Raw genomic sequence first — 17,988 nt, 5'->3', positions numbered from 1 at the left:
CTTGCTAGATCTATGTTCTACTCTTACGACCATAAAAAGATGAGGCTGACTCGAATGGCCATTATAGACCTTCCAAGCCAGCCCCACAAAATCCTTTAATCTAAACAATACGGCTGCAAGCCAAGCGGCAGCGGCGCCGGACGCTCACAGGTGCTCTTCATCACATAATGTACGCCTTGCTCCGAAGCGTCATGGAAGCCATGCATCGCTTCAAGCACATGATAGGCAAGCTCGCCGTTCGCGCGGTGCTTGCGTCCGGTTTGAATCGCTTTGGCCATATCGGCAGCGCCAACGCCGCGAGCATTTTCTGTAAAGCCATAAGCAAGCGGAATATCCGACCATTCGTTCGAGCCTGCCCGCCAAATTTTGATTTGGCCGCCGAAGCCGTTCGGGTCTGGAACGAGCAGCGTGCCTGCACTGCCGTATACTTCGATACGTGGCAGCGTAGAGCCGCCCTTCACGTCAAAGCTTGTCAGCAGCGTTCCGATCGGGCCGGATGCAAAATCCATTACGCCTGCGATATGAGTCGGCACTTCTACCTTTACTTGCTGTCCGTATTTCGGCTTGCTTGTTATCGTTCTCTCCGGATAGGAGATGCGTGCCGAGCCGGTTACGCGGGTAATTGGCCCAAGCAGCGCAACTAGCGCGGTTAAATAATAAGGGCCCATATCAAACATCGGGCCGCCGCCCTTTTGGTAATAGAATTCGGGAGCCGGATGCCAGGATTCGTGTCCGCCGCCAACCATGAACGCTGTTGCGCCGATAGGAGTGCCAATCCAGCCATCCTCCAGCAGCTTGATGCTCGTCTGAATGCCGCCGCCAAGGAACGTATCCGGCGCGCTTCCGACATAAAGCCCTTTTCTAGCTGCAAGCTCGAGTACTTGCTGCGCTTCTTCACGGGTTACGGCAAAGGGCTTCTCTACATATACATGCTTGCCTGCCTCTAGTGCCTGCAAGCAAACCGATGCATGCGCCTGAGGAATGGTCAGATTAATAATCATTTGAATATCCGGATCAGCCAGAAGCTCCTCCACCGAACAGCCGCGAACGCCAAACTCCTCGCCCTTCGCTCTCGCCCGTTCAACGTCCAAATCCGCGCAAGCGACTACCTGAAGCGCATCGAAGCGATTGCCATTTTCAAAATAAATGCCGCTAATATTACCCGTTCCAATAATGCCTGCTTTAATTTTGTCCATTTTCGCCCATCCCTCGTCCCATATCTTATAAATTTTATCATTGCCTATTAAAGCTGATTATCTGCCATTCCGCTATATGTCGAAGCTCCAGTACCCGCCGCCAATGCTTTAGCCTTGCCTTCCGCGCACCATAGAAAACCGCGTCTCATAAGCTCCTTAACGGTTGGAATATCCATAATATTCGCTTGATGCCCAAGCGAGTTATAATAAACACGTCCTACTCCCCAGCGCTTCGTCCATACGACCGGCATATCCACCGCCTTATTGAGCGAGTGAGGGCCCGGCGTTAGCGGAAAACGAGTAGTGGCGAGCACTTCGACTGCAGGGTCCACATGCAAATAATATTGCTCGGAGCTAACGACAAAATCGTCGATGCCCTCCGTAAGCGGACTTGATGAATTATTTATATTTACCGTATATTCAACGCCGTCATTGCCCGGATGCGCAACCCATTGGCCTCCGGTCATAAACTGCCAGTCCACGTTCTCGCGAAACGCATCGCACATGCCGCCGTGGCAGCCAGCGAGGCCTACACCGCTTTGAACAGCCGCTGATACGTTATTAACGAGCTGCTGCTCGATACGAGCCATCGTCCATACCGGAACGATTAGATCGAGACCTAGCAGCTTCTCCGCGTCCGCAAACGCCTCAAGCGTATCAGACACCTCAACTTCAAAGTCATCCGCAGCGAGCACCTCGCGGAATATTTCAGCTACTTCCTTAGGCTGATGCCCATCCCAGCCGCCCCATACGATCAAAGCTTTTTTCATTAACGCTCCCTGCCTCTCCCATGCTCATCTCGATTCATTACTTTTACTTAACTTATGATAATTCGCTTATAGCAACCCAGCGGCGCTCCGCAATGGAGCGATCAACCGCCTCGAGCACCTCTTGGCATTTCACGCCGTCTACAAAGTTTGGCACCGGCTGGCGATCCTCGGCGAACGCTTGCATCAGCTCATGCACCTCGTGCGTGAACGTATGCTCGTAGCCGATTGTATGTCCCGCAGGCCACCAGGCATCCATGTAAGCATGCGCTGGATCAGTAGCAAGCACGCGGCGGAAGCCCTGAACATCCTCGGCATCATCGGCAAAATAAACCTGAAGCTCATTCATCCGCTCAAAATCAAACTTGATGCTCCCCTTGCTGCCGTTAATTTCAAAAGCGTTCGTGCAGCGATGGCCAGCCGCGAAGCGAGTAGCCTCGAAGCTGCCGAGCGCCCCATTCGCAAAACGAGTCATGAACAATGTCGCATCATCAACTGTAACCGGGCCGCGAGGACCGTCTTCGCTCCCTTTGGCGCTTAGGCCTGTCATGGCAGAAGCGATCGGCCGCTCCTTAATGAACGTCTCGTTCATACCAATAACTTCGTCAAATTCACCAACAAGGAAGCGTGCCATATCAATCAAATGTGCCCCTAAGTCGCCATGGGAGCCTGAGCCTGCAATTTCCTTCTGAAGGCGCCACACGAGCGGGAAGCTCGGATCAATGATCCAATCTTGAAGGAAAACGGCGCGGAAATGATATATTTCACCGATACGTCCATCCGAAACCAGGTTCTTCGCTAGCTGAATGGCAGGTGCGAAGCGGTAGTTAAAGCCAACCATATGCTTCACGCCAGCCTTCTCCGCCGCTTCAAGCATTTCGCGCGAATCCTCAAGCGTCAGCGCCAGCGGCTTCTCACAGAACAGATGCTTTCCTGCAGCTGCCGCGGCGAGCGCAATTGCCTTATGTGCGTCGCTTGGCGCATTAATATCGATCAAGTCGATGTCATCGCGCTTAACGAGCTCCTTCCAATCGGTTTCCGAGCTCTCCCAGCCGAACTGCGTCCGTGCTTGCTCAAGTCCTTCTGGATCACGGCCGCAAATTGCCGTCATCTCCGGTTTTATCGAATTTGGAAAAAACATCGGAAGCGCGCGATAAGCATTGCTGTGCGCTTTGCCCATAAATTTATAGCCGACCATACCAACTCTTACTTTATCCATTGAAACCCGCCTCTCGGTATGCGTAAACGGCTAGCGCCACAAGCTGGCTTTAAGCTAGCGTTTCGCGTTAGGATTATCATTCTGCAATGCGAATTATTGTTTAATTATTTTTGATGTGAGAGGTTTCCCTTTGAATCAAGCTGACAGGAAGCACATCACATCCCGCTTCCGCTTCTTCGCTGCTTTGCTTCGGATCAAGCAGCCTTGCGGCTGCAAGCTTGCCCATTTCATAAAAAGGAACGGACACCGTCGACAGACGCGGACTAATGATACGCGAGCCGTCTGAATCGTCATACCCGACTAGTGCGTAATGCCGGCCTGCCTCTAGCTCATGCTCCCGCAAGCCCTGCATTAGCCCGATAGCCATCCGATCATTGGCGCCAAATACCGCATCGATGCTGCCGGATCGAATCTGCTCCGCCAGCTGCCCCGCAAGCTCATAGCCGCTCTTGCGGCTGTAGTTGCCAACATAGACACGCTCCGGCACATACGCAATAGCTGCCTCCTCCAGTGCTTCCTTATAGCCTTCCAGCCTATCGGCACTATTAGAATACTGCTTCGGGCCGTTTACGAACGCAATGCTGCGGCTGCCTTGCTCGATCAAATGCTTCACAGCTGCTTTACTGCCCGCTACATGATCGGCATCAACGGTTCTGTACGGCTCCTCGTCATACCGCTGGTTCACAAGACAGAAGGGAAAGCATCCTGCCTTCAGCTCCGCCAGCGCTGCTCGTTCTTCGGGTACGTCTTGGGAGCCCAACACGATACAAGCATCGATCTTTTGCGTCCGAAAAAGCTTTGCGTAATCCCTCGCCCCATCCGGCTCCCGGAAGATTAGCAGCAGGTCATAGCCGCATTGCTTTGCCGTCTCGCCGATTCCGCTTAAAATTTCCGAGAAATAGTAAGTGGAAAATAAGTGAACCTTCGGCACGAACGGAAGCACAACGCCGATATTCCCGCTCTTCCTCCTGGCAAATTGCTGCGCGAGCGCATTCGGGACGTACCCGAGCTCAGCAGCAGCCTGCAGCACCCGCTCGCGCGTATCCTCTTTCATAGGGCCAACATTGTTCAACACTCTGGATACAGTCGCCTCCGAGACGCCTGCCAGCTTCGCTACTTCTTTCCTGCTAATAATCGTTTTCCTCCCGAGTGGCTAGTTCGTATGCTAAGTTGAAATTCAATTAATGTACACGCGTACATTATGTCATGAAAACGTTTCATCGTCAATAAACTTATTGATCGTTTTTTCCAGAAACATGTAAGCAAATAAAAAAACGATCCAGAACGCTTGAAGCCGCGCTCGGGATCGCCTTATTATGGCATTCTATTCGCTTATAAGTTAGATTACCGCTTGGCAATCTCATTAATCCACTCGAAAACGGCTGCTAAAGCATTCGCTTCCTCACTCATGTTCATTCTATCGATAAACGCCTTGCGATTGTCGTACAGACGTTCAACATTCTCCGTCAACGTGGTCGCTGTCAGCTTCTCTTCATACAAAACGTCGGCATAACCTGATTTTTCAAAAGATTGCGCATTTAAAATTTGGTCGCCCCTGCTCTGCTCCTTCGTAAGAGGAATGAGCAGCATCGGCTTCCTCAGGGACAGAAACTCAAAAATGGAGTTAGAGCCTGCACGGGAAATGACAAGATCCGTCATCGCAATTACATCCGGCAATTGCTCATTCACATATTCGAATTGCTTGTAGCCAGGCATATCGATAGCGGGATCAACTTGATTTTTGCCGCATAGGTGTACGACTTGGAATTGCTTTGTAAGCGCGGTTAACGATTGCCTTACGGCCTGGTTGATTTTACGCGCGCCCAAACTTCCGCCCATGATCAGAATAACCGGCTTGCTCCTCGTAAATCCGCAGAAAGCTCTGCCGCGATCGGCATTGCCCTGCTTCACTTCCTCGCGTATGACCGCTCCTACATGCCGGCTCTTGTCAGCCTTTAGCATGCTTCCCGTCTCGGGAAAGGTTGTGCACACGCCGGTAGCAAACGGAATCGACAGCCGATTGGCGAGCCCTGGCGTTAAATCCGATTCATGAATAAGCAGCGGAACCTTATTTAACCACGCGCCGATTACGACCGGAACCGATACAAAGCCGCCTTTGGAGAAAATGACATTCGGTTTATTTCTCTTAATGATTCGATAAGCCTGATAAAGACCTTTTACCACCTTAAAAGGGTCCTTGACGTTCTGAATGTCCATGTACCTTCTCAGCTTGCCGGTCGATATCGGAAAATATTTGACCTGCGGAATCGTAGCGATAAGCTGCCGCTCGATACCGTTTTCCGATCCTATATATTGGACTGACCAGCCCTCTTCCAAAAATCGCGGGATCAAGGCCAAATTAACGGTAACGTGTCCGGCTGAGCCTCCCCCGGTGAACATGATTGTTTTCATGAATGACTAGCCACCTATCATTTTTTATCCATTTATTATACGGGTAAAGATTTGTTTTAGCACTGTAAATCATGCCATTGGAAACAAAAGCATCCCCAGCTGCAAGCGCTGCTGCGCCATTGGCTGAGGATGCGTTCTTCTTTCCTATATCCTTATCCTTAAGGCGCGGTTTCCAGAAACTTAGATGTCGGGTTTTTGTCAATTGCCGTACGCATCGCATATTCGTTCTCAAACAAGACGACGTAATTGCCCTTCTTGTCTTTCACGAGCGTTGTGTTGATACGGAATTTGCTTGGGTCGATGTTATCGTCCACGATCCAACGCGCAAATTGGAACTGCATGCGATGCAGCTGAATATCTACGCCGTACTCCGCCTTCATCCGATGCTCGAATACCTCGAATTGCAAATGACCGACAACGCCGAGAATCGTCTCGTCGAAGTTGCCCGTGGAATGAAACACCTGAATGGTGCCTTCCTCTGTAAGCTGATCGATGCCCTTCTGGTATTGCTTATGCTTCAGTGCGTTTTTGACGGTCACTTTAGCGAAAATTTCCGGCGAGAACGTTGGCAGCTCATCGAACACGACTTCTCCGCCCTGGGACAAGGAATCGCCGATTCGGAAAATGCCTGGATCAAACAATCCGATAATGTCCCCTGGATAAGCCGTATCCACAATGTCGCGGTCCTGCGCTAGAAATTGCTGCGGCTGCGCCAGCTTGATATCTTTGCCGTTACGAACATGACGAACGCTCATGCCTCTCTCGAATTTGCCGGAGCAAATACGGAGGAAAGCAATACGGTCGCGATGCGCCGGATTCATATTGGCTTGAATTTTGAACACATAACCGGTGAATTTCTCATTCGTCGGTTCAACTTGGCCCGTCGTGCTATTGCGCGGAGTCGGCTTAGGAGCCAGCTGCAGGAAGTTCTCAAGAAACGTCTGCACGCCGAAGTTGTTCACCGCGCTTCCGAAGAAGAGAGGCGTCAGCTCGCCGGCTTGCACCTTCTCGAAGTCGAATTGGTCGCCTGCGACGTCAAGCAGCTCCAGATCTCCGATAAGCTGATCGGTCAAATAATCGCCTGCCATCTCACGGATCACCGGATCGTTATAGTCGCTCACGGGACGAACTTCAATCGTTGAATGGTCATTGCCTTGGAACAGCTCAACCTGCGTTTTCATCCGGTCATAAACGCCGCAAAGCTCGCGCCCCATGCCGATCGGCCAGTTCATAGGCACTGCGCGAATGCCAAGCACCCGCTCCAGCTCCTCCATTAATTCGAATGGGCTTTGCCCTTCGCGGTCCAGCTTGTTGATGAATGTAAAGATAGGAATGCCGCGCTTGCGGCAAACCTGGAACAGCTTGATCGTCTGTGCCTCCACACCTTTGGCGACGTCGATAAGCATGACGGCGCTGTCGGCTGCGGTAAGCGTACGGTAAGTGTCCTCACTGAAATCTTGGTGACCAGGCGTATCGAGAATGTTGACGCGGTGACCCAAATAATCGAACTGCATAACGCTGGACGTTACCGAGATTCCCCGCTGCTTCTCAATTTCCATCCAGTCGGATGTGGCGTGACGGCTCGCTTTGCGCGCCTTGACTGACCCTGCAAGCCGAATGGCTCCTCCGAATAGGAGGAGCTTCTCAGTGAGGGTTGTTTTCCCTGCATCAGGGTGAGATATAATCGCGAACGTGCGGCGTTTATCTACTTCCTGTCTAATTTCTTCGCTTAACGATTGGCTCATGCTTGCCTTCCCTTCATTACGTAAGGTATACGGCAGCGGTTATTTTCCGCTGTTCGACACCCAAATGACGTTATCTTCCTCTTGGCCGTTAACCGGCCACCAATGAAAGCCATCTTCTCCAAGCAGCTGATTCGCTGCGTCTGGACCCCAAGATCCAGCTGGATATAGCTTCAAATCACTTTTCTCTTCGCGCCAAGCCTGCGCGATGCGATCCACGAAAGCCCAGGCTTGAGAAACCTCGTCCCAACGCGTAAAGTATGTTGAATCGCCGCGTGCTGCATCATGAATGAGACGCTCGTACGCTTCCGGCGTATTCAAGCCAATTTGGCAGCTTTGGCAAAACTCCATCGCTACCGGTTGTACCGAATTGTTCTCGCCCGGCGTTTTTGCGTTTACTTTAATATATATGCCCTCAAGCGGGTTTACGCGAATGACGAGCAGATTCGGCGCCAAATCATGACGCTGAGCGAACAATACATTTTGCGGCATCGATTTGAATTCGATTACGATTTCAGTCGTTTTTACCGGAAGACGCTTGCCTGTTCTAATATAGAAAGGCACGCCTGCCCAGCGGAAATTATCGACAAATACTTTAGCAGCAAAATAGGTTTCCGTTGTGGAATCCTCGCCAACTGAATCCTCTTGGCGATAGCCGGGAAGCTCCTTGCCGTGATGGCTGCCTTCGCTATATTGACCGCGGACAACGTTCGAGCGCACTTCTTCACTCGAGCGATAGTTGCGCAGCGAGCGAAGCACCTTAACCTTCTCATCGCGAATATCTTCGCCGTGCAGGCGGCTAGGCGGCTCCATGGCAATCATCGTAAGCATTTGCAGCATGTGGTTTTGGCCCATGTCGCGAAGCGCTCCCGATTTGTCATAATAGCCACCGCGATCCTCTACGCCAACGGTTTCGGATAGCGTAATTTGAACGTTCGCAATATGGTTATTATTCCACAATGGCTCAAAAAATGCATTAGCAAAACGAATAACTTGAATATTTTGAACCATTTCTTTGCCAAGGTAATGGTCGATGCGATAAATCTCTTCTTCTCTGAAAACTTGATTAATTTGCTCATTCAGCTTCTGTGCAGATGGCAGATCGTAACCGAAAGGCTTCTCGATTACGACGCGGTGCCAGCCGCTTGACTCCAGCAAGCCGCCGTCGCGAAGGTTGAAGGAAACCGGGCCAAAAAGCGATGGCGCAAGGGCCAAATAGAATAGGCGATTGCCTGGGATGTTAAACTTCACATCCAGCTGCGCGGACAATTTGCTAAGCTCGCGGAAGCCTTCCACATCGTTGATATCAAGCGACATGTAGACGAAATGCTCTGCAAAACGATTCCAAAGCTCGGCATCGTCCGCTTTGTAACGACAAAATTCTACGATGGATTCATACAAGTCCGCACGGAATTGCTCATTTGTCCGCGGGCGTCTCGCTAGACCCACCACGGCAAAGTTTTCGGATAGCTTACCTTCTTTATATAAACTGAACAGGGCTGGGAACAGCTTGCGCCGAGCCAAATCGCCCGTTGCTCCGAACAGATAATAAACTGCGCCTTCTGCGGAGACGGAATCTAGATTATTCGTATATGTCATTTGCCTCATTCTTTCCATATGTATTTTTATACAGTTTCACATGATATGTAGTTTAGCATATAGTTCTTTAATTCGCTATTCAACATGTCATAAAAAATACTGATAAGATACGTTACTTATTCTAATTCGGATCGCATCCCTATGGGCTTTCCGCCTTGAAAACGCTGTATTCTCCTGTAATGACAGGTATTCCGATCGTTAATTCGGTATTATTGGAATTTGTATCCTTATGCAAAGCGACTTGAAAATTCGCAGATTTCCCGTTTTCGACAGCAATTGCAGAGCGAAGCATACGGGTATAAAAGGTTTCGCTGATCGTTCCACCATCCTCATAACGGTCCACCGACCTTGCGTCTGTTAGCCTCGTTATCCGCGGGATCGTCTGCTCATGCAGCGCATGTCCTTGAACCTTCATACTGCTTGTAAATGCGGGAGAGAGAAGCGCAAGCCGCTCCGAAATGTCAGCCGTCGCTTGAAGCAGCAATTGTTGTTCCATCGGTTGTGAACCGCTTGTATCAAGCAAAACCATAAGCTCCTCGCTGCGGCTGTCAGCCTTGACGAGACTAATAGATAGATTGCCTCCGAATGCTGAAAAGGCGCCCGTGACCGTTTTTCCTTCATTATGCTCAACTCTACTGCTCGCATTCCCTTTCTCATCTACAAAAAGCTTCTGTACAAGCTCCTTCATCGAGCCTGCTTTACCCGTCACATTCCATCTGATGCTCCAGACCGCTCCTTCTGAGCCGCTTCTAAGCTGACCGTCGCTCCACTCCCAAAGCGACTGCAAATCATGCTGAAGAATTTGTTCCGCAGAGGTTTTCTCCCTTGGTGCCCGGTCCGCTTGCCACATCGCCCATGACGCGCTTACCAATAGGACGAGCAGGGCAAGCATGATGCCAGCCTTCGTTTGCTTCGCACGCTGTTTTGCAGACAGCCGATGCTTTTTGGGGGTCGGTTTTGCCGGAATGTACATGATTTTTCGCTCCTGTCATCTTCCGATTGGGTAAACATCCATACACGTTTGCCTGTAGGTGAATACACTGGTTGCAGGATTGATCTTCGTACTTTTCTGGAGGTGTTTCAAGCGAATGGAACGTATTTTTCCGCTGAATGAGGAAGTCGTTAATCAGTTTTGCGGATATCCGGTTTGCGTGGTTATGAATGACGGCACTCGTCATGTAGGCATACTTAGCTCCTGTGGGGGCGGTAAAGTGCAGCTTAACGCAGGTGCAGGAGGCACAGAAGCGAGCGTGACACAAGCACTGCCACAGGTTTCAAAAAAGAAAAAAGGTGTTAAAGGTAAAACAGAAGGCGCTCATAAATCATCTGGACAGTCCGCCGCGCAGACGCAATCCTATCCTTATGATCCCTATTACTATGGACCGCAGCCTTATTATCCTTGGGGCGGAGCGTTGGCTCTTGATTTAGCGCTAATCGCATTCCTATTTCTGCTGCTGTAATTCGAGCGAAGCGGCTAGCTGAGCGCAGGCAGCCGCTTGTTTTGATTATTTGATGCGATCGCTGACAGCTTTCGCCAGTCTTTTTGACCACCATGTAGTATGCTCTCGCTGTACTCATCCTCAAAGCCGGAAAGGAGATTTATTTTGGTCACATACATACGCTCTACTCGGAGCATTGAACGAATAAATGCGTTCACGCCGGTACAAGCCTTAAGTCCATATGCTTATTACCCCTATCGCGATGGCGAGCCACAGCAGCCTCTCGAGCAGGAAAATGAATGGCAACGCATCTACCAGCGAGCTGCAAACAGCGCATCAGACTGGTTGCGCATGACTAAGCAAGCCCAAAACAGCATCGATCAACTAACATGGCAGCTTAGCCGCCAGTTAAATAACGGCAGCCCCATTGCCGATAGCCTAAACAGCCTCGCGAAAATAGTCCAACATTTGGAATCGCATTACAAGCAGCATGCCAACGATTTAAAGCCCGAGGTTTGGGATAGCATCGAAATGGCCTTGCGCACTCCCGCAGCTAGGGAGCTTGGTCTGCGGGAAAGCACACGACAGGCCGATGAAGCTTATTTCGGTTGGCAGAAGACACTAGCTTCCGATGAGGCCAAGCGAATGAAACGGCTATTGCTCGGTTCAGGCGGGATGCTGAGTGACTTGAAGCATGCACTCACATACGCTGAGCAGCAGAAGCCCATCGATCTTCTTCAGCCGCAATTTGGCGCCACCCTGCCATATGCCGCTTATTACGGGTCTACGCAATCCTACTGGCCGCTTCCTTACGTCGGATTGATTTTAAATCGTTATTTATAATTTCAAGTTAATAAAAAGCTTTGGAGTAGCAACAGTCGTTGCTTTTCAAGTTGAGTGAATGCTGCGTTAGTGTTATATTCGGCCCAATCGCATGTATATCCTGCCAAATAAAATCATATTTCCCAACTAGCAATTGCAAATCTCGTGTTAGGGAATGAGGATAACGTCAATCATCTCTCCCGCTTCAGCACCCTTTGAGCCAGAGGGAATGACAGCTAATCCTTCAGCATCTGCAATGGAGGCCATCATGCTCGATTTGGTGAAGGCAAGCGGGTCTGCAAGCAATCGACCATCCGAATGATTGATCAGACGAGTGCGGACAAAGCGATCATGCGGACTAGGCTTGTCTACCGCCGTTAGCAGTTGTGCTCTCACTCGTCTAGGCAGTGCCGCTTCTACGCCTTGCATTCGCAGCATCGCTGGCCGCACGAATAATTCAAAGCCAACAAAACAAGCTCCCGGATTGCCTGATAAAGCGAACAGAAGCATTCCACCTACGACAGCAGCGGATGTTGGGCTGCCCGGTCTCATCGCTACTCGGTCAAAAAGGATTTCATTTGGCGTGTCGTTTGATAGGGAAGCCGTCGAGTCGAAGAGTTCACTTGCAGGTTTATGTCTTTCGCCTGCCAAACGGTCATTTTTCAGAGCTCGGAAAAGCTCTGACATCACATCAAAGTCTCCTACCGAGACGCCGCCGGTCGTGACGATCAGATCTGCGCGTTCACATACGCTTGCGAGAGCGGCTTCAACCGCGTGAAGCTTATCGGGCAGCGAGCCGCACAGAATCGGCTCTGCGCCGCTCTGCTCCAACATAGCCGCAACCATAAAGCTGTTGCTGTCGCGGATTCGTCCGGGCGCAAGCGACGCCTCCACGGGCAGCAATTCGCTGCCCGTCGCGAACACCGCTACCCGCGGCCGCCTTTGCACCGCCACCTCGGCATAGCCGAAGGTGCCGAGCAGCGCAACATGGCCCGGCCGCACAAGCGTGCCGGGCTCTGCAAGCACGCTCCCGCGGCGGAATTCCTCGCCCCGGGGCGCGATGTGCTGGCCGGCCAAGCCGGCGTGCTTGATCAGCACCGCCGGCGAGCCATCGGCCAGCATGGCTTCCGCGGTCTGCTCGAGCATCACGACCGCGTCTGCCCCTTCGGGCACAGCCGCGCCTGTCATGATGCGCACGGCAGTGCCCTGCTGCACGGCCGCCAGGGCGAGCCCGCCCGCCGCGACCGAGTCAACGATGCGCAGCGTCGCCGGCTGCTCCGGCGACGCTGACGCGATATCTGCTGCGCGCACGGCATAGCCGTCTAGGCCCGAGCGCGCGAAGGGCGGCCAATCGCTTGACGCCACTATCGTCTGCGCAAGCCTGCGGCCGCCGCTAGCCCGCAGCGGCACAAGCTCGCTGCCGAGCTGTAGCCTCTCCGCAGCAGCAAGGACACGCTGCTGCGCTTCTCCAACCTTCACGGCCTTCCGATTAAATCGGCCGTCCCGCTCCAGCACTTCCGCTCCGCTCCCGATCCCGCCTTCATTCCGTCCGATTCGGTCGTCCTTCTTCGTCCCTTCCGCACCGCTTCCGATCACGCCTTCATTCCGTCCGATTCGGTCGTCCTTCTCCGTCCCTTCTGCTCCGCTCCCGATCCCGCCTTCATTCCGTCCGGTTCGGTCGTCCTTCTCCGTCCCTTCCGCTCCCCTGTCAGCGTCCAGTCTGTTTTCGCCCGTCTTCCCGACACCGCTGCCCTTCTCCATCCCATCACCCGCTCCTATCGCCGCTAGGTTTTTCATCCAGCAGCTTATTCAGCATCCATTTTACAATGTATGTTAAACTATTGGCAATCAACGTCAATGAACGCCGCAAAGGAGACGCCATCATGCCATCATCAGCAAACAAACCGGTTATTATCCAAGTCGTTGGATACAAAAACACCGGCAAAACCACATTGGTCTGCCGGCTAACGGAACGCTTTAAACAAGCGGGCTATAAAGTTGGAACCATTAAGCGCGATGCGCATGATTTTCAAATCGATAAGCCCGGCACCGATACATGGAAGCACCAAGCAGCCGGAGCAGATATAACAGCTATTACATCCTCACAGCGCACAGCGATCATGAAGGCTTACTCTGAATCGCTTGAGCAGCTCATTGCGCAAATGCCCGAAGCGGATGCCATACTCATTGAAGGCTTCAAGGATGCAGCCTATCCAAAAGTCGTTATGATCCGTACGGAAGCAGATCATGAGCTCTTACTATCAACAAAAAATCCGATTGCTGCCGCACTTTGGCCTGAAGCAAGCTCCCTTGCCTCTTCTTCCGTCCAAACAATCGCTATTGATCAGATCGATGAGCTTTTCCAATTCATAATGGTATTCTTCAAGCAGCATCAAAGCTAGTCGTTATGATAGATATCCTTTATTCTGCAATTCCTTGCTTATGTGCATAAATAGCTGCTTGAGTACGGTCATCGACATCCAACTTGTTAAAAATGTTCGTAATATGGAATTTTACCGTTTTTACGCCTATGAACAGCTCATCTGCGATTTCCTGATTGGACAGCCCCTGCGCTACTCGCTTGAGCACATCCATCTCGCGATCGGTCAGATCATCATGCAGCGGAGCTTGCTCCTGCTGCTTCGGCTGGCGGAAGCGGTTCATCATTTTAGCCGCGACTTGTGATTCAAGCACGGATTGTCCTCGCGCTGCGGCTCGTATCGCATCGGCGATTTCCGTAGCACGCGATGTTTTCAGCAAATAGCTGAACGCTCCCGCTTCAATGACCGGATACAGCTTGCTGTCATCCAAATAGCTCGTTAATACGATAACTTTACATTCCGGGTACAGCTCAAGCAGTTTGGCTGTCGTTTCTACGCCATCCATGCCATCCATCACCAAATCCATCAATACAACGTCAGGTCTGTACGCCTGTGCTAATCGAATGCCGTCCATGCCGTTGCTGGCTTCACCGACAACCTCGATTCCATCCTCGGTATCCAGCACTGCCGCAAGCCCGATCCTCACCATCTCGTGATCATCGACAAGCAGCACCTTTATCGGCTGACTCAATTGCTCAATTGCCTCCACACCTAACACCGTCCCTCTTTTATCCTTAATTGATTTCAAACTTCATGCTTATGACTTCGTGTCTCGCTGTCCATCTGCCGGAACCCAAATATGAATCACGGTTCCTTCACCTGGCTTCGAGATCATCTGCAGCGATCCGCCTAGCTCAAGCACCCGCTCCTCCATCGTAAGCAGCCCATAAGACGTCTGCTTTTTCGACTCAAGATCAAACCCGATGCCGCTGTCAAGAAGACTCATATGCACTTGATTGCCCGAGCGAATCAGCTTGATTTCCATTCTGTCCGCTTTGGAATGCCTTAGCGTATTCGATAAAGCCTCCTGCGCGATTCGGAACAAATGGTCCTCGGCATTTGGCGGAAGCACAATCGTCTCATCCACTTCAAGCGATATCGTCATCGGTACTTTCTGCTTCAGCTCATCCACTAGAACAGTAAGTGCCTGTCCCAAGCTTTTTCCGTCCAAGTGGACGGGCCGAAGATGAAGCAGCAGTGCGCGCATTTCCGATTGCGCAACGGCAGCCATTTCTTCTATGAGCTGTACTTGGCGCCGTGCCCGCTCCCAGTCTCGCTCAATTGTCCGACTGACGGCCGTTGCCGTCATGGAGATCGCGAACAGCTGCTGGCTCACTGCGTCATGCAGCTCGCGCGCAAGGCGCTGGCGCTCTTCGATCACGGCCGTAAATTTGACCTTTTCGGTCCAATTCGGGTCGACCTGCTCCTGCTCGGAAATTTCATTTTCCGTCTTCTCGCCGTTGCTTAGCGTAACGGTAAATCTACGTTTCACCTGCTGCTCAGTCAGCCGTTTTAACGATTCCTTCAGCCTCGAGTTTTGCAAATACCCGTTCAATGCGGCAGCTGCCAAGCCTGCTCCCACGATGGTTAGACCTATTACCGCCCATTTGCCTTGAAGCGTGAACAGCTCCACGTAACCGATCCCCTGCAGCACAATAACAACCAAGCTGATAATTATAAGCAGCCACAATATCGTTTCCGTAGCATTGCGCCTGCGGGCCGCATGATTCGGCTGGTCGCCCTTATTGCCTTGTTCCATACGGCTCACTTCCTTCTATGTACTATTTTAACTCTTAATGCCTGCTTATGTCATTATTCATGCAAACGCATGAAAGAGCAGACCGTTATACGGTCCGCTTCTTTCGGGTGCCTTGATCCTATTCTTCAGAAGGTGCTTTTGTTAAAGAAGCAGTCGGATTAAGCTTGTTCTTGAGCGCTTGCAGCTGCTCATCCACTTTAAGTTGTTTCTCAGCATCTGCTGCATTAAAGCTGTTTGTTGCACCGCTGTATGAGTAAGGCGTGCGTAGAACGTCCGCTTCAGCTTCCAGCTGCATAATTTTCTCTTCCATACGGTAGAAGCCGCGTGATGCAGAACCGCTGTCGATCGTGTGGTTCGCAGTCAATTGCGCCATTTGTTTTTGAGCTTTAGCTACTTGTGCACGGGAAGCAAGCTCATTGCGCTTGTTGCGCAGTTGGTAGAACTCATCCTTCATCGTGTGCAATTGCTGCAGCAATTCCTCTGCTTGTGCCTTCGACTGTGCATGCAGATCAACGTACTCGGTCACTTTTTGGTCAAAATAAAGCTTTTCTTCCAGCAGCTTGCGAGCAAGCTCCTCTTGGCCGGCTCTTAGAGCCGCTTCTGCTTTCGATTCACGATCAGCCGCGCTGCGTACAGTTTCCTCAAGGCGCTGCTTCATGCGGCGCTCGTTTGCCATTTGTTTAGCTACTGTAACCTCAGCTTGATGAATTTCGGACTCCATGTCACGCAGGTATTGATTCAACATAATAATTGGATCTTCAATTTTGTCCAATGCCTCATTTACCGATGCCTTAGTCATATCCTTCATGCGTTTGAAAATTCCCATATTAAAAATCTCCCTTCTCGTATTTAGCAATTTTGGCTTTCAATTCTTCAATTTCACGACGAAGTGCTTTTTTCTCCAAATCATCCATCATGCTATCGAACTGTGTCGATGCCGCTGGCTGTGGTGCCGGTCCTTGCGTATTCCAAGAGCCTGGTGCTTGTGGCGGATTTTTGTATGGACCGCCAAATTGCGAATTCGCTTGTTGGCCAAATCCTGGATTATAGCCGCCGCCATAACCGTTGCCGAACCCGGCATTTGGACCAAAGTTCGAGTAGATCGGCGGTTCTTTCGGCACAACCAAGCCAGCCAAAAGATAAATCAGGATTACTCCTCCACCTGTAATGATGGTTACAATTATTAACAAGATCCGCAGCAGTGTTGCATCAACGTTCAACATCTCCGCTAATCCGCCGCAAAGACCTAATATTTTTTTGTCGCGTGAGGAACGATAAAGTTTCTTCAAGACGACCAGCCCTCTTTCTCAAGCTTTCGCTTCAACTGCTCAAGCTCACGTTCTATAACGGATTGTACGGTGTTGCCCGCTTCCGTTACGAATTCTTGTCCCATTCTGCGAATGTCGCGCAAGCTTTTCGCTTCGTGCTCCATGCCGCTAATGCGATCCTCCAGCCTTCTGAATACAGAGCCGGACTGAATGCCTTGCTCGCCAAAACCGCTGGTATAGCGACTGTTCATCCGCTGTTGAAGTCTTAGCGATTCCATCCGAGCCGCATAATATTCGCGTTTATCGTATACCGATTGATACTCGCTGCGCATCTCGCGAAGCTGTTCTTCTAGGTCCAGCGTATTTTGCCTGCTTTGCTCGAATAGCTCACGGTATTGAACAGAGCGTTCTTCACAGCTTGCTTTCTCGTGAAGGGCGATTCTTGCGAGCTGCTCCTCGCCAGCCTTTAGAGCCGTCAACGCTTGATTCTCGCGCCGTTCCTTCTGCTCCTCAGCTTGCAGCCATTGTGCCTTTAAGTGATTGCTATGACCCGCATATTGCTGGTACAGCTTCTCTGCTTGAATAATATCTTCTCTGGTAGACCAGAGAAACTGATCAATCATCCGAACCGGATCTTCTGATTTCTCAAGACGTTCATTAAGTGTAGCAACCGTAATGTCGCGCACTCGCTTCATAATACTCATTCCATGTCCTCCTTAACGTTTTGCGATGCATACTCTGCTTCGTTAAACCTTGCTTTCTTTTATCTCTCGCAGCGCTTAGTAAGCTCTGCGTTTATCTTTCTTGAAGAGGCTCACACCAGCTACGATCAAGCCGATTGCCAGAAGCAGCAAAACGACGCCGCCGAGCTTGCCGAGAACCATCATACCGCCGATTACGATAAGTATGCCGCCAATCCATTTCTTGCTGTTCATCCAACCGACGATACCCAGTCCGATTAGTATGAACGGGAGCAAGAATCCGAATATGGCACCGAAGTGGATACCCACAAAATTAAGTACCGCGATAACCCCGACGATCACGAGCAGTACGCCTAACGCGCTTTTTCCATTCATCCCGTTTCATCTCCTTTCAACTTTTCTTTTTTTCAGTTCGTTTATTGCCGTGTGTGTGTTGCTCTTGCTTATGTACTTAGTTTAGAGCAATTTACGCCTTTATAAAACGGACCTTCGGCGGTTTTCGAACTGGACTTAGGTCGAGTCAGCCGCCCGCCTTCAGGGGAAAAATTCGGCTTTTGGCTCTATATCGCTGCCAAATCCGCACTTTTCCATGTATCAAGCCAAAATGATCTATCTCGCTCACCGAACCAAAAGTACCGGCATCGCAGCTATCGATTGCCCGGCACTTTATATAAACCATACTT

General features: G+C 50.9%; 19 protein-coding genes. 3 read left to right on the top strand and 16 right to left on the bottom strand.

Annotated elements, in window-relative coordinates:
* Window positions 1-95: 95 nt before the first annotated feature.
* From HI950_RS33485 to HI950_RS33450, 8 genes are all read right to left on the bottom strand, one after another.
* Entirely contained in the window at window positions 96-1,196 is a 1,101-nt protein-coding gene (locus HI950_RS33485; protein WP_169091175.1) for a Gfo/Idh/MocA family protein, read from the bottom strand.
* Between the two features lie 47 nt (window positions 1,197-1,243).
* Window positions 1,244-1,966, bottom strand: a complete 723-nt coding sequence (locus HI950_RS33480; protein ID WP_169091176.1) for a ThuA domain-containing protein — start codon at window positions 1,964-1,966, stop codon at window positions 1,244-1,246.
* Window positions 1,967-2,018: 52 nt separating this feature from the next.
* Entirely contained in the window at window positions 2,019-3,182 is a 1,164-nt protein-coding gene (locus tag HI950_RS33475; protein ID WP_169091178.1) for a Gfo/Idh/MocA family protein, read from the bottom strand.
* Between the two features lie 100 nt (window positions 3,183-3,282).
* Window positions 3,283-4,317, bottom strand: coding sequence for a LacI family DNA-binding transcriptional regulator (locus tag HI950_RS33470; RefSeq protein ID WP_169091234.1), 1,035 nt, complete (start codon window positions 4,315-4,317; stop codon window positions 3,283-3,285).
* A gap of 209 nt (window positions 4,318-4,526) precedes the next feature.
* Window positions 4,527-5,594, bottom strand: a complete 1,068-nt coding sequence (locus tag HI950_RS33465; RefSeq protein WP_169091180.1) for an undecaprenyldiphospho-muramoylpentapeptide beta-N-acetylglucosaminyltransferase — start codon at window positions 5,592-5,594, stop codon at window positions 4,527-4,529.
* Window positions 5,595-5,752: 158 nt separating this feature from the next.
* Window positions 5,753-7,339 carry a peptide chain release factor 3 gene (locus HI950_RS33460; RefSeq protein ID WP_169091182.1) on the bottom strand — a complete coding sequence of 529 codons (1,587 nt, stop codon included), beginning with the start codon at window positions 7,337-7,339 and terminating at the stop codon, window positions 5,753-5,755.
* A gap of 39 nt (window positions 7,340-7,378) precedes the next feature.
* A complete protein-coding gene (gene zwf / locus HI950_RS33455; RefSeq protein WP_169091184.1) occupies window positions 7,379-8,935 on the bottom strand; it encodes a glucose-6-phosphate dehydrogenase in 1,557 nt (518 codons plus the stop codon).
* Between the two features lie 139 nt (window positions 8,936-9,074).
* The gene (locus HI950_RS33450; RefSeq protein ID WP_169091186.1) at window positions 9,075-9,908 is read right to left on the bottom strand and encodes a YwmB family TATA-box binding protein; all 834 of its coding nucleotides are present in this window, start codon (window positions 9,906-9,908) and stop codon (window positions 9,075-9,077) included.
* Between the two features lie 115 nt (window positions 9,909-10,023).
* Here HI950_RS33450 and HI950_RS33445 point away from each other — a divergent pair, with 115 nt between their 5' ends.
* On the top strand, window positions 10,024-10,395 hold the full coding sequence (locus HI950_RS33445; protein WP_169091188.1) for a hypothetical protein: 372 nt from the start codon (window positions 10,024-10,026) through the stop codon (window positions 10,393-10,395).
* 14 nt (window positions 10,396-10,409) lie between these two features.
* On the opposite strand, the gene HI950_RS33440 is transcribed toward HI950_RS33445, so the two are convergent.
* Window positions 10,410-10,547, bottom strand: coding sequence for a hypothetical protein (locus tag HI950_RS33440; RefSeq protein ID WP_169091190.1), 138 nt, complete (start codon window positions 10,545-10,547; stop codon window positions 10,410-10,412).
* Between HI950_RS33440 and HI950_RS33435 the strand changes: the two genes are divergently transcribed.
* On the top strand, window positions 10,540-11,217 hold the full coding sequence (locus tag HI950_RS33435) for a hypothetical protein (protein WP_169091193.1): 678 nt from the start codon (window positions 10,540-10,542) through the stop codon (window positions 11,215-11,217). The genes HI950_RS33440 and HI950_RS33435 overlap by 8 nt on opposite strands.
* Before the next feature lie 147 nt (window positions 11,218-11,364).
* Here HI950_RS33435 and HI950_RS33430 read toward each other — a convergent pair whose 3' ends face one another.
* Entirely contained in the window at window positions 11,365-12,957 is a 1,593-nt protein-coding gene (locus HI950_RS33430) for a molybdopterin molybdotransferase MoeA (RefSeq protein WP_223285661.1), read from the bottom strand.
* 122 nt (window positions 12,958-13,079) lie between these two features.
* Here HI950_RS33430 and mobB point away from each other — a divergent pair, with 122 nt between their 5' ends.
* Entirely contained in the window at window positions 13,080-13,598 is a 519-nt protein-coding gene (mobB, locus tag HI950_RS33425; RefSeq protein WP_169091195.1) for a molybdopterin-guanine dinucleotide biosynthesis protein B, read from the top strand.
* A gap of 19 nt (window positions 13,599-13,617) precedes the next feature.
* Here the strand turns inward: mobB and HI950_RS33420 are convergent, their stop codons facing one another.
* From HI950_RS33420 to HI950_RS33395, 6 genes are all read right to left on the bottom strand, one after another.
* The gene (locus HI950_RS33420; protein WP_169091197.1) at window positions 13,618-14,268 is read right to left on the bottom strand and encodes a response regulator transcription factor; all 651 of its coding nucleotides are present in this window, start codon (window positions 14,266-14,268) and stop codon (window positions 13,618-13,620) included.
* A 66-nt stretch (window positions 14,269-14,334) separates the two neighbouring features.
* The gene (locus HI950_RS33415) at window positions 14,335-15,336 is read right to left on the bottom strand and encodes a sensor histidine kinase (protein WP_169091199.1); all 1,002 of its coding nucleotides are present in this window, start codon (window positions 15,334-15,336) and stop codon (window positions 14,335-14,337) included.
* Between the two features lie 118 nt (window positions 15,337-15,454).
* On the bottom strand, window positions 15,455-16,162 hold the full coding sequence (locus HI950_RS33410; RefSeq protein WP_169091201.1) for a PspA/IM30 family protein: 708 nt from the start codon (window positions 16,160-16,162) through the stop codon (window positions 15,455-15,457).
* A 1-nt stretch (window position 16,163) separates the two neighbouring features.
* Window positions 16,164-16,625 carry a PspC domain-containing protein gene (locus tag HI950_RS33405; RefSeq protein ID WP_169091203.1) on the bottom strand — a complete coding sequence of 154 codons (462 nt, stop codon included), beginning with the start codon at window positions 16,623-16,625 and terminating at the stop codon, window positions 16,164-16,166.
* A complete protein-coding gene (locus tag HI950_RS33400) occupies window positions 16,622-17,308 on the bottom strand; it encodes a PspA/IM30 family protein (RefSeq protein ID WP_169091205.1) in 687 nt (228 codons plus the stop codon). Before HI950_RS33400 ends, HI950_RS33405 begins: the two co-directional genes overlap by 4 nt.
* Window positions 17,309-17,383: 75 nt before the next feature.
* The gene (locus HI950_RS33395; protein ID WP_169091207.1) at window positions 17,384-17,680 is read right to left on the bottom strand and encodes a LiaF transmembrane domain-containing protein; all 297 of its coding nucleotides are present in this window, start codon (window positions 17,678-17,680) and stop codon (window positions 17,384-17,386) included.
* Window positions 17,681-17,988 lie beyond the last annotated feature (308 nt).

The sequence above is a fragment of the Paenibacillus sp. PL91 genome (assembly GCF_012935325.2).
Classification (GTDB): Bacteria; Bacillota; Bacilli; order Paenibacillales; family Paenibacillaceae; genus Pristimantibacillus.
This window is presented reverse-complemented; position numbering and strand designations above follow the sequence as displayed.

Coding starts and splice junctions, on each gene's coding strand:
- HI950_RS33450 (WP_169091186.1), bottom strand. CDS start 9,908: ATGTACATTCCGGCAAAACCGACCCCCAAAAAGCATCGGCTGTCTGCA.
- HI950_RS33395 (WP_169091207.1), bottom strand. CDS start 17,680: ATGAATGGAAAAAGCGCGTTAGGCGTACTGCTCGTGATCGTCGGGGTT.
- HI950_RS33460 (WP_169091182.1), bottom strand. CDS start 7,339: ATGAGCCAATCGTTAAGCGAAGAAATTAGACAGGAAGTAGATAAACGC.
- zwf (WP_169091184.1), bottom strand. CDS start 8,935: ATGACATATACGAATAATCTAGATTCCGTCTCCGCAGAAGGCGCAGTT.
- HI950_RS33410 (WP_169091201.1), bottom strand. CDS start 16,162: ATGGGAATTTTCAAACGCATGAAGGATATGACTAAGGCATCGGTAAAT.
- HI950_RS33480 (WP_169091176.1), bottom strand. CDS start 1,966: ATGAAAAAAGCTTTGATCGTATGGGGCGGCTGGGATGGGCATCAGCCT.
- HI950_RS33465 (WP_169091180.1), bottom strand. CDS start 5,594: ATGAAAACAATCATGTTCACCGGGGGAGGCTCAGCCGGACACGTTACC.
- mobB (WP_169091195.1), top strand. CDS start 13,080: ATGCCATCATCAGCAAACAAACCGGTTATTATCCAAGTCGTTGGATAC.
- HI950_RS33415 (WP_169091199.1), bottom strand. CDS start 15,336: ATGGAACAAGGCAATAAGGGCGACCAGCCGAATCATGCGGCCCGCAGG.
- HI950_RS33475 (WP_169091178.1), bottom strand. CDS start 3,182: ATGGATAAAGTAAGAGTTGGTATGGTCGGCTATAAATTTATGGGCAAA.
- HI950_RS33445 (WP_169091188.1), top strand. CDS start 10,024: ATGGAACGTATTTTTCCGCTGAATGAGGAAGTCGTTAATCAGTTTTGC.
- HI950_RS33485 (WP_169091175.1), bottom strand. CDS start 1,196: ATGGACAAAATTAAAGCAGGCATTATTGGAACGGGTAATATTAGCGGC.
- HI950_RS33400 (WP_169091205.1), bottom strand. CDS start 17,308: ATGAGTATTATGAAGCGAGTGCGCGACATTACGGTTGCTACACTTAAT.
- HI950_RS33430 (WP_223285661.1), bottom strand. CDS start 12,957: ATGGAGAAGGGCAGCGGTGTCGGGAAGACGGGCGAAAACAGACTGGAC.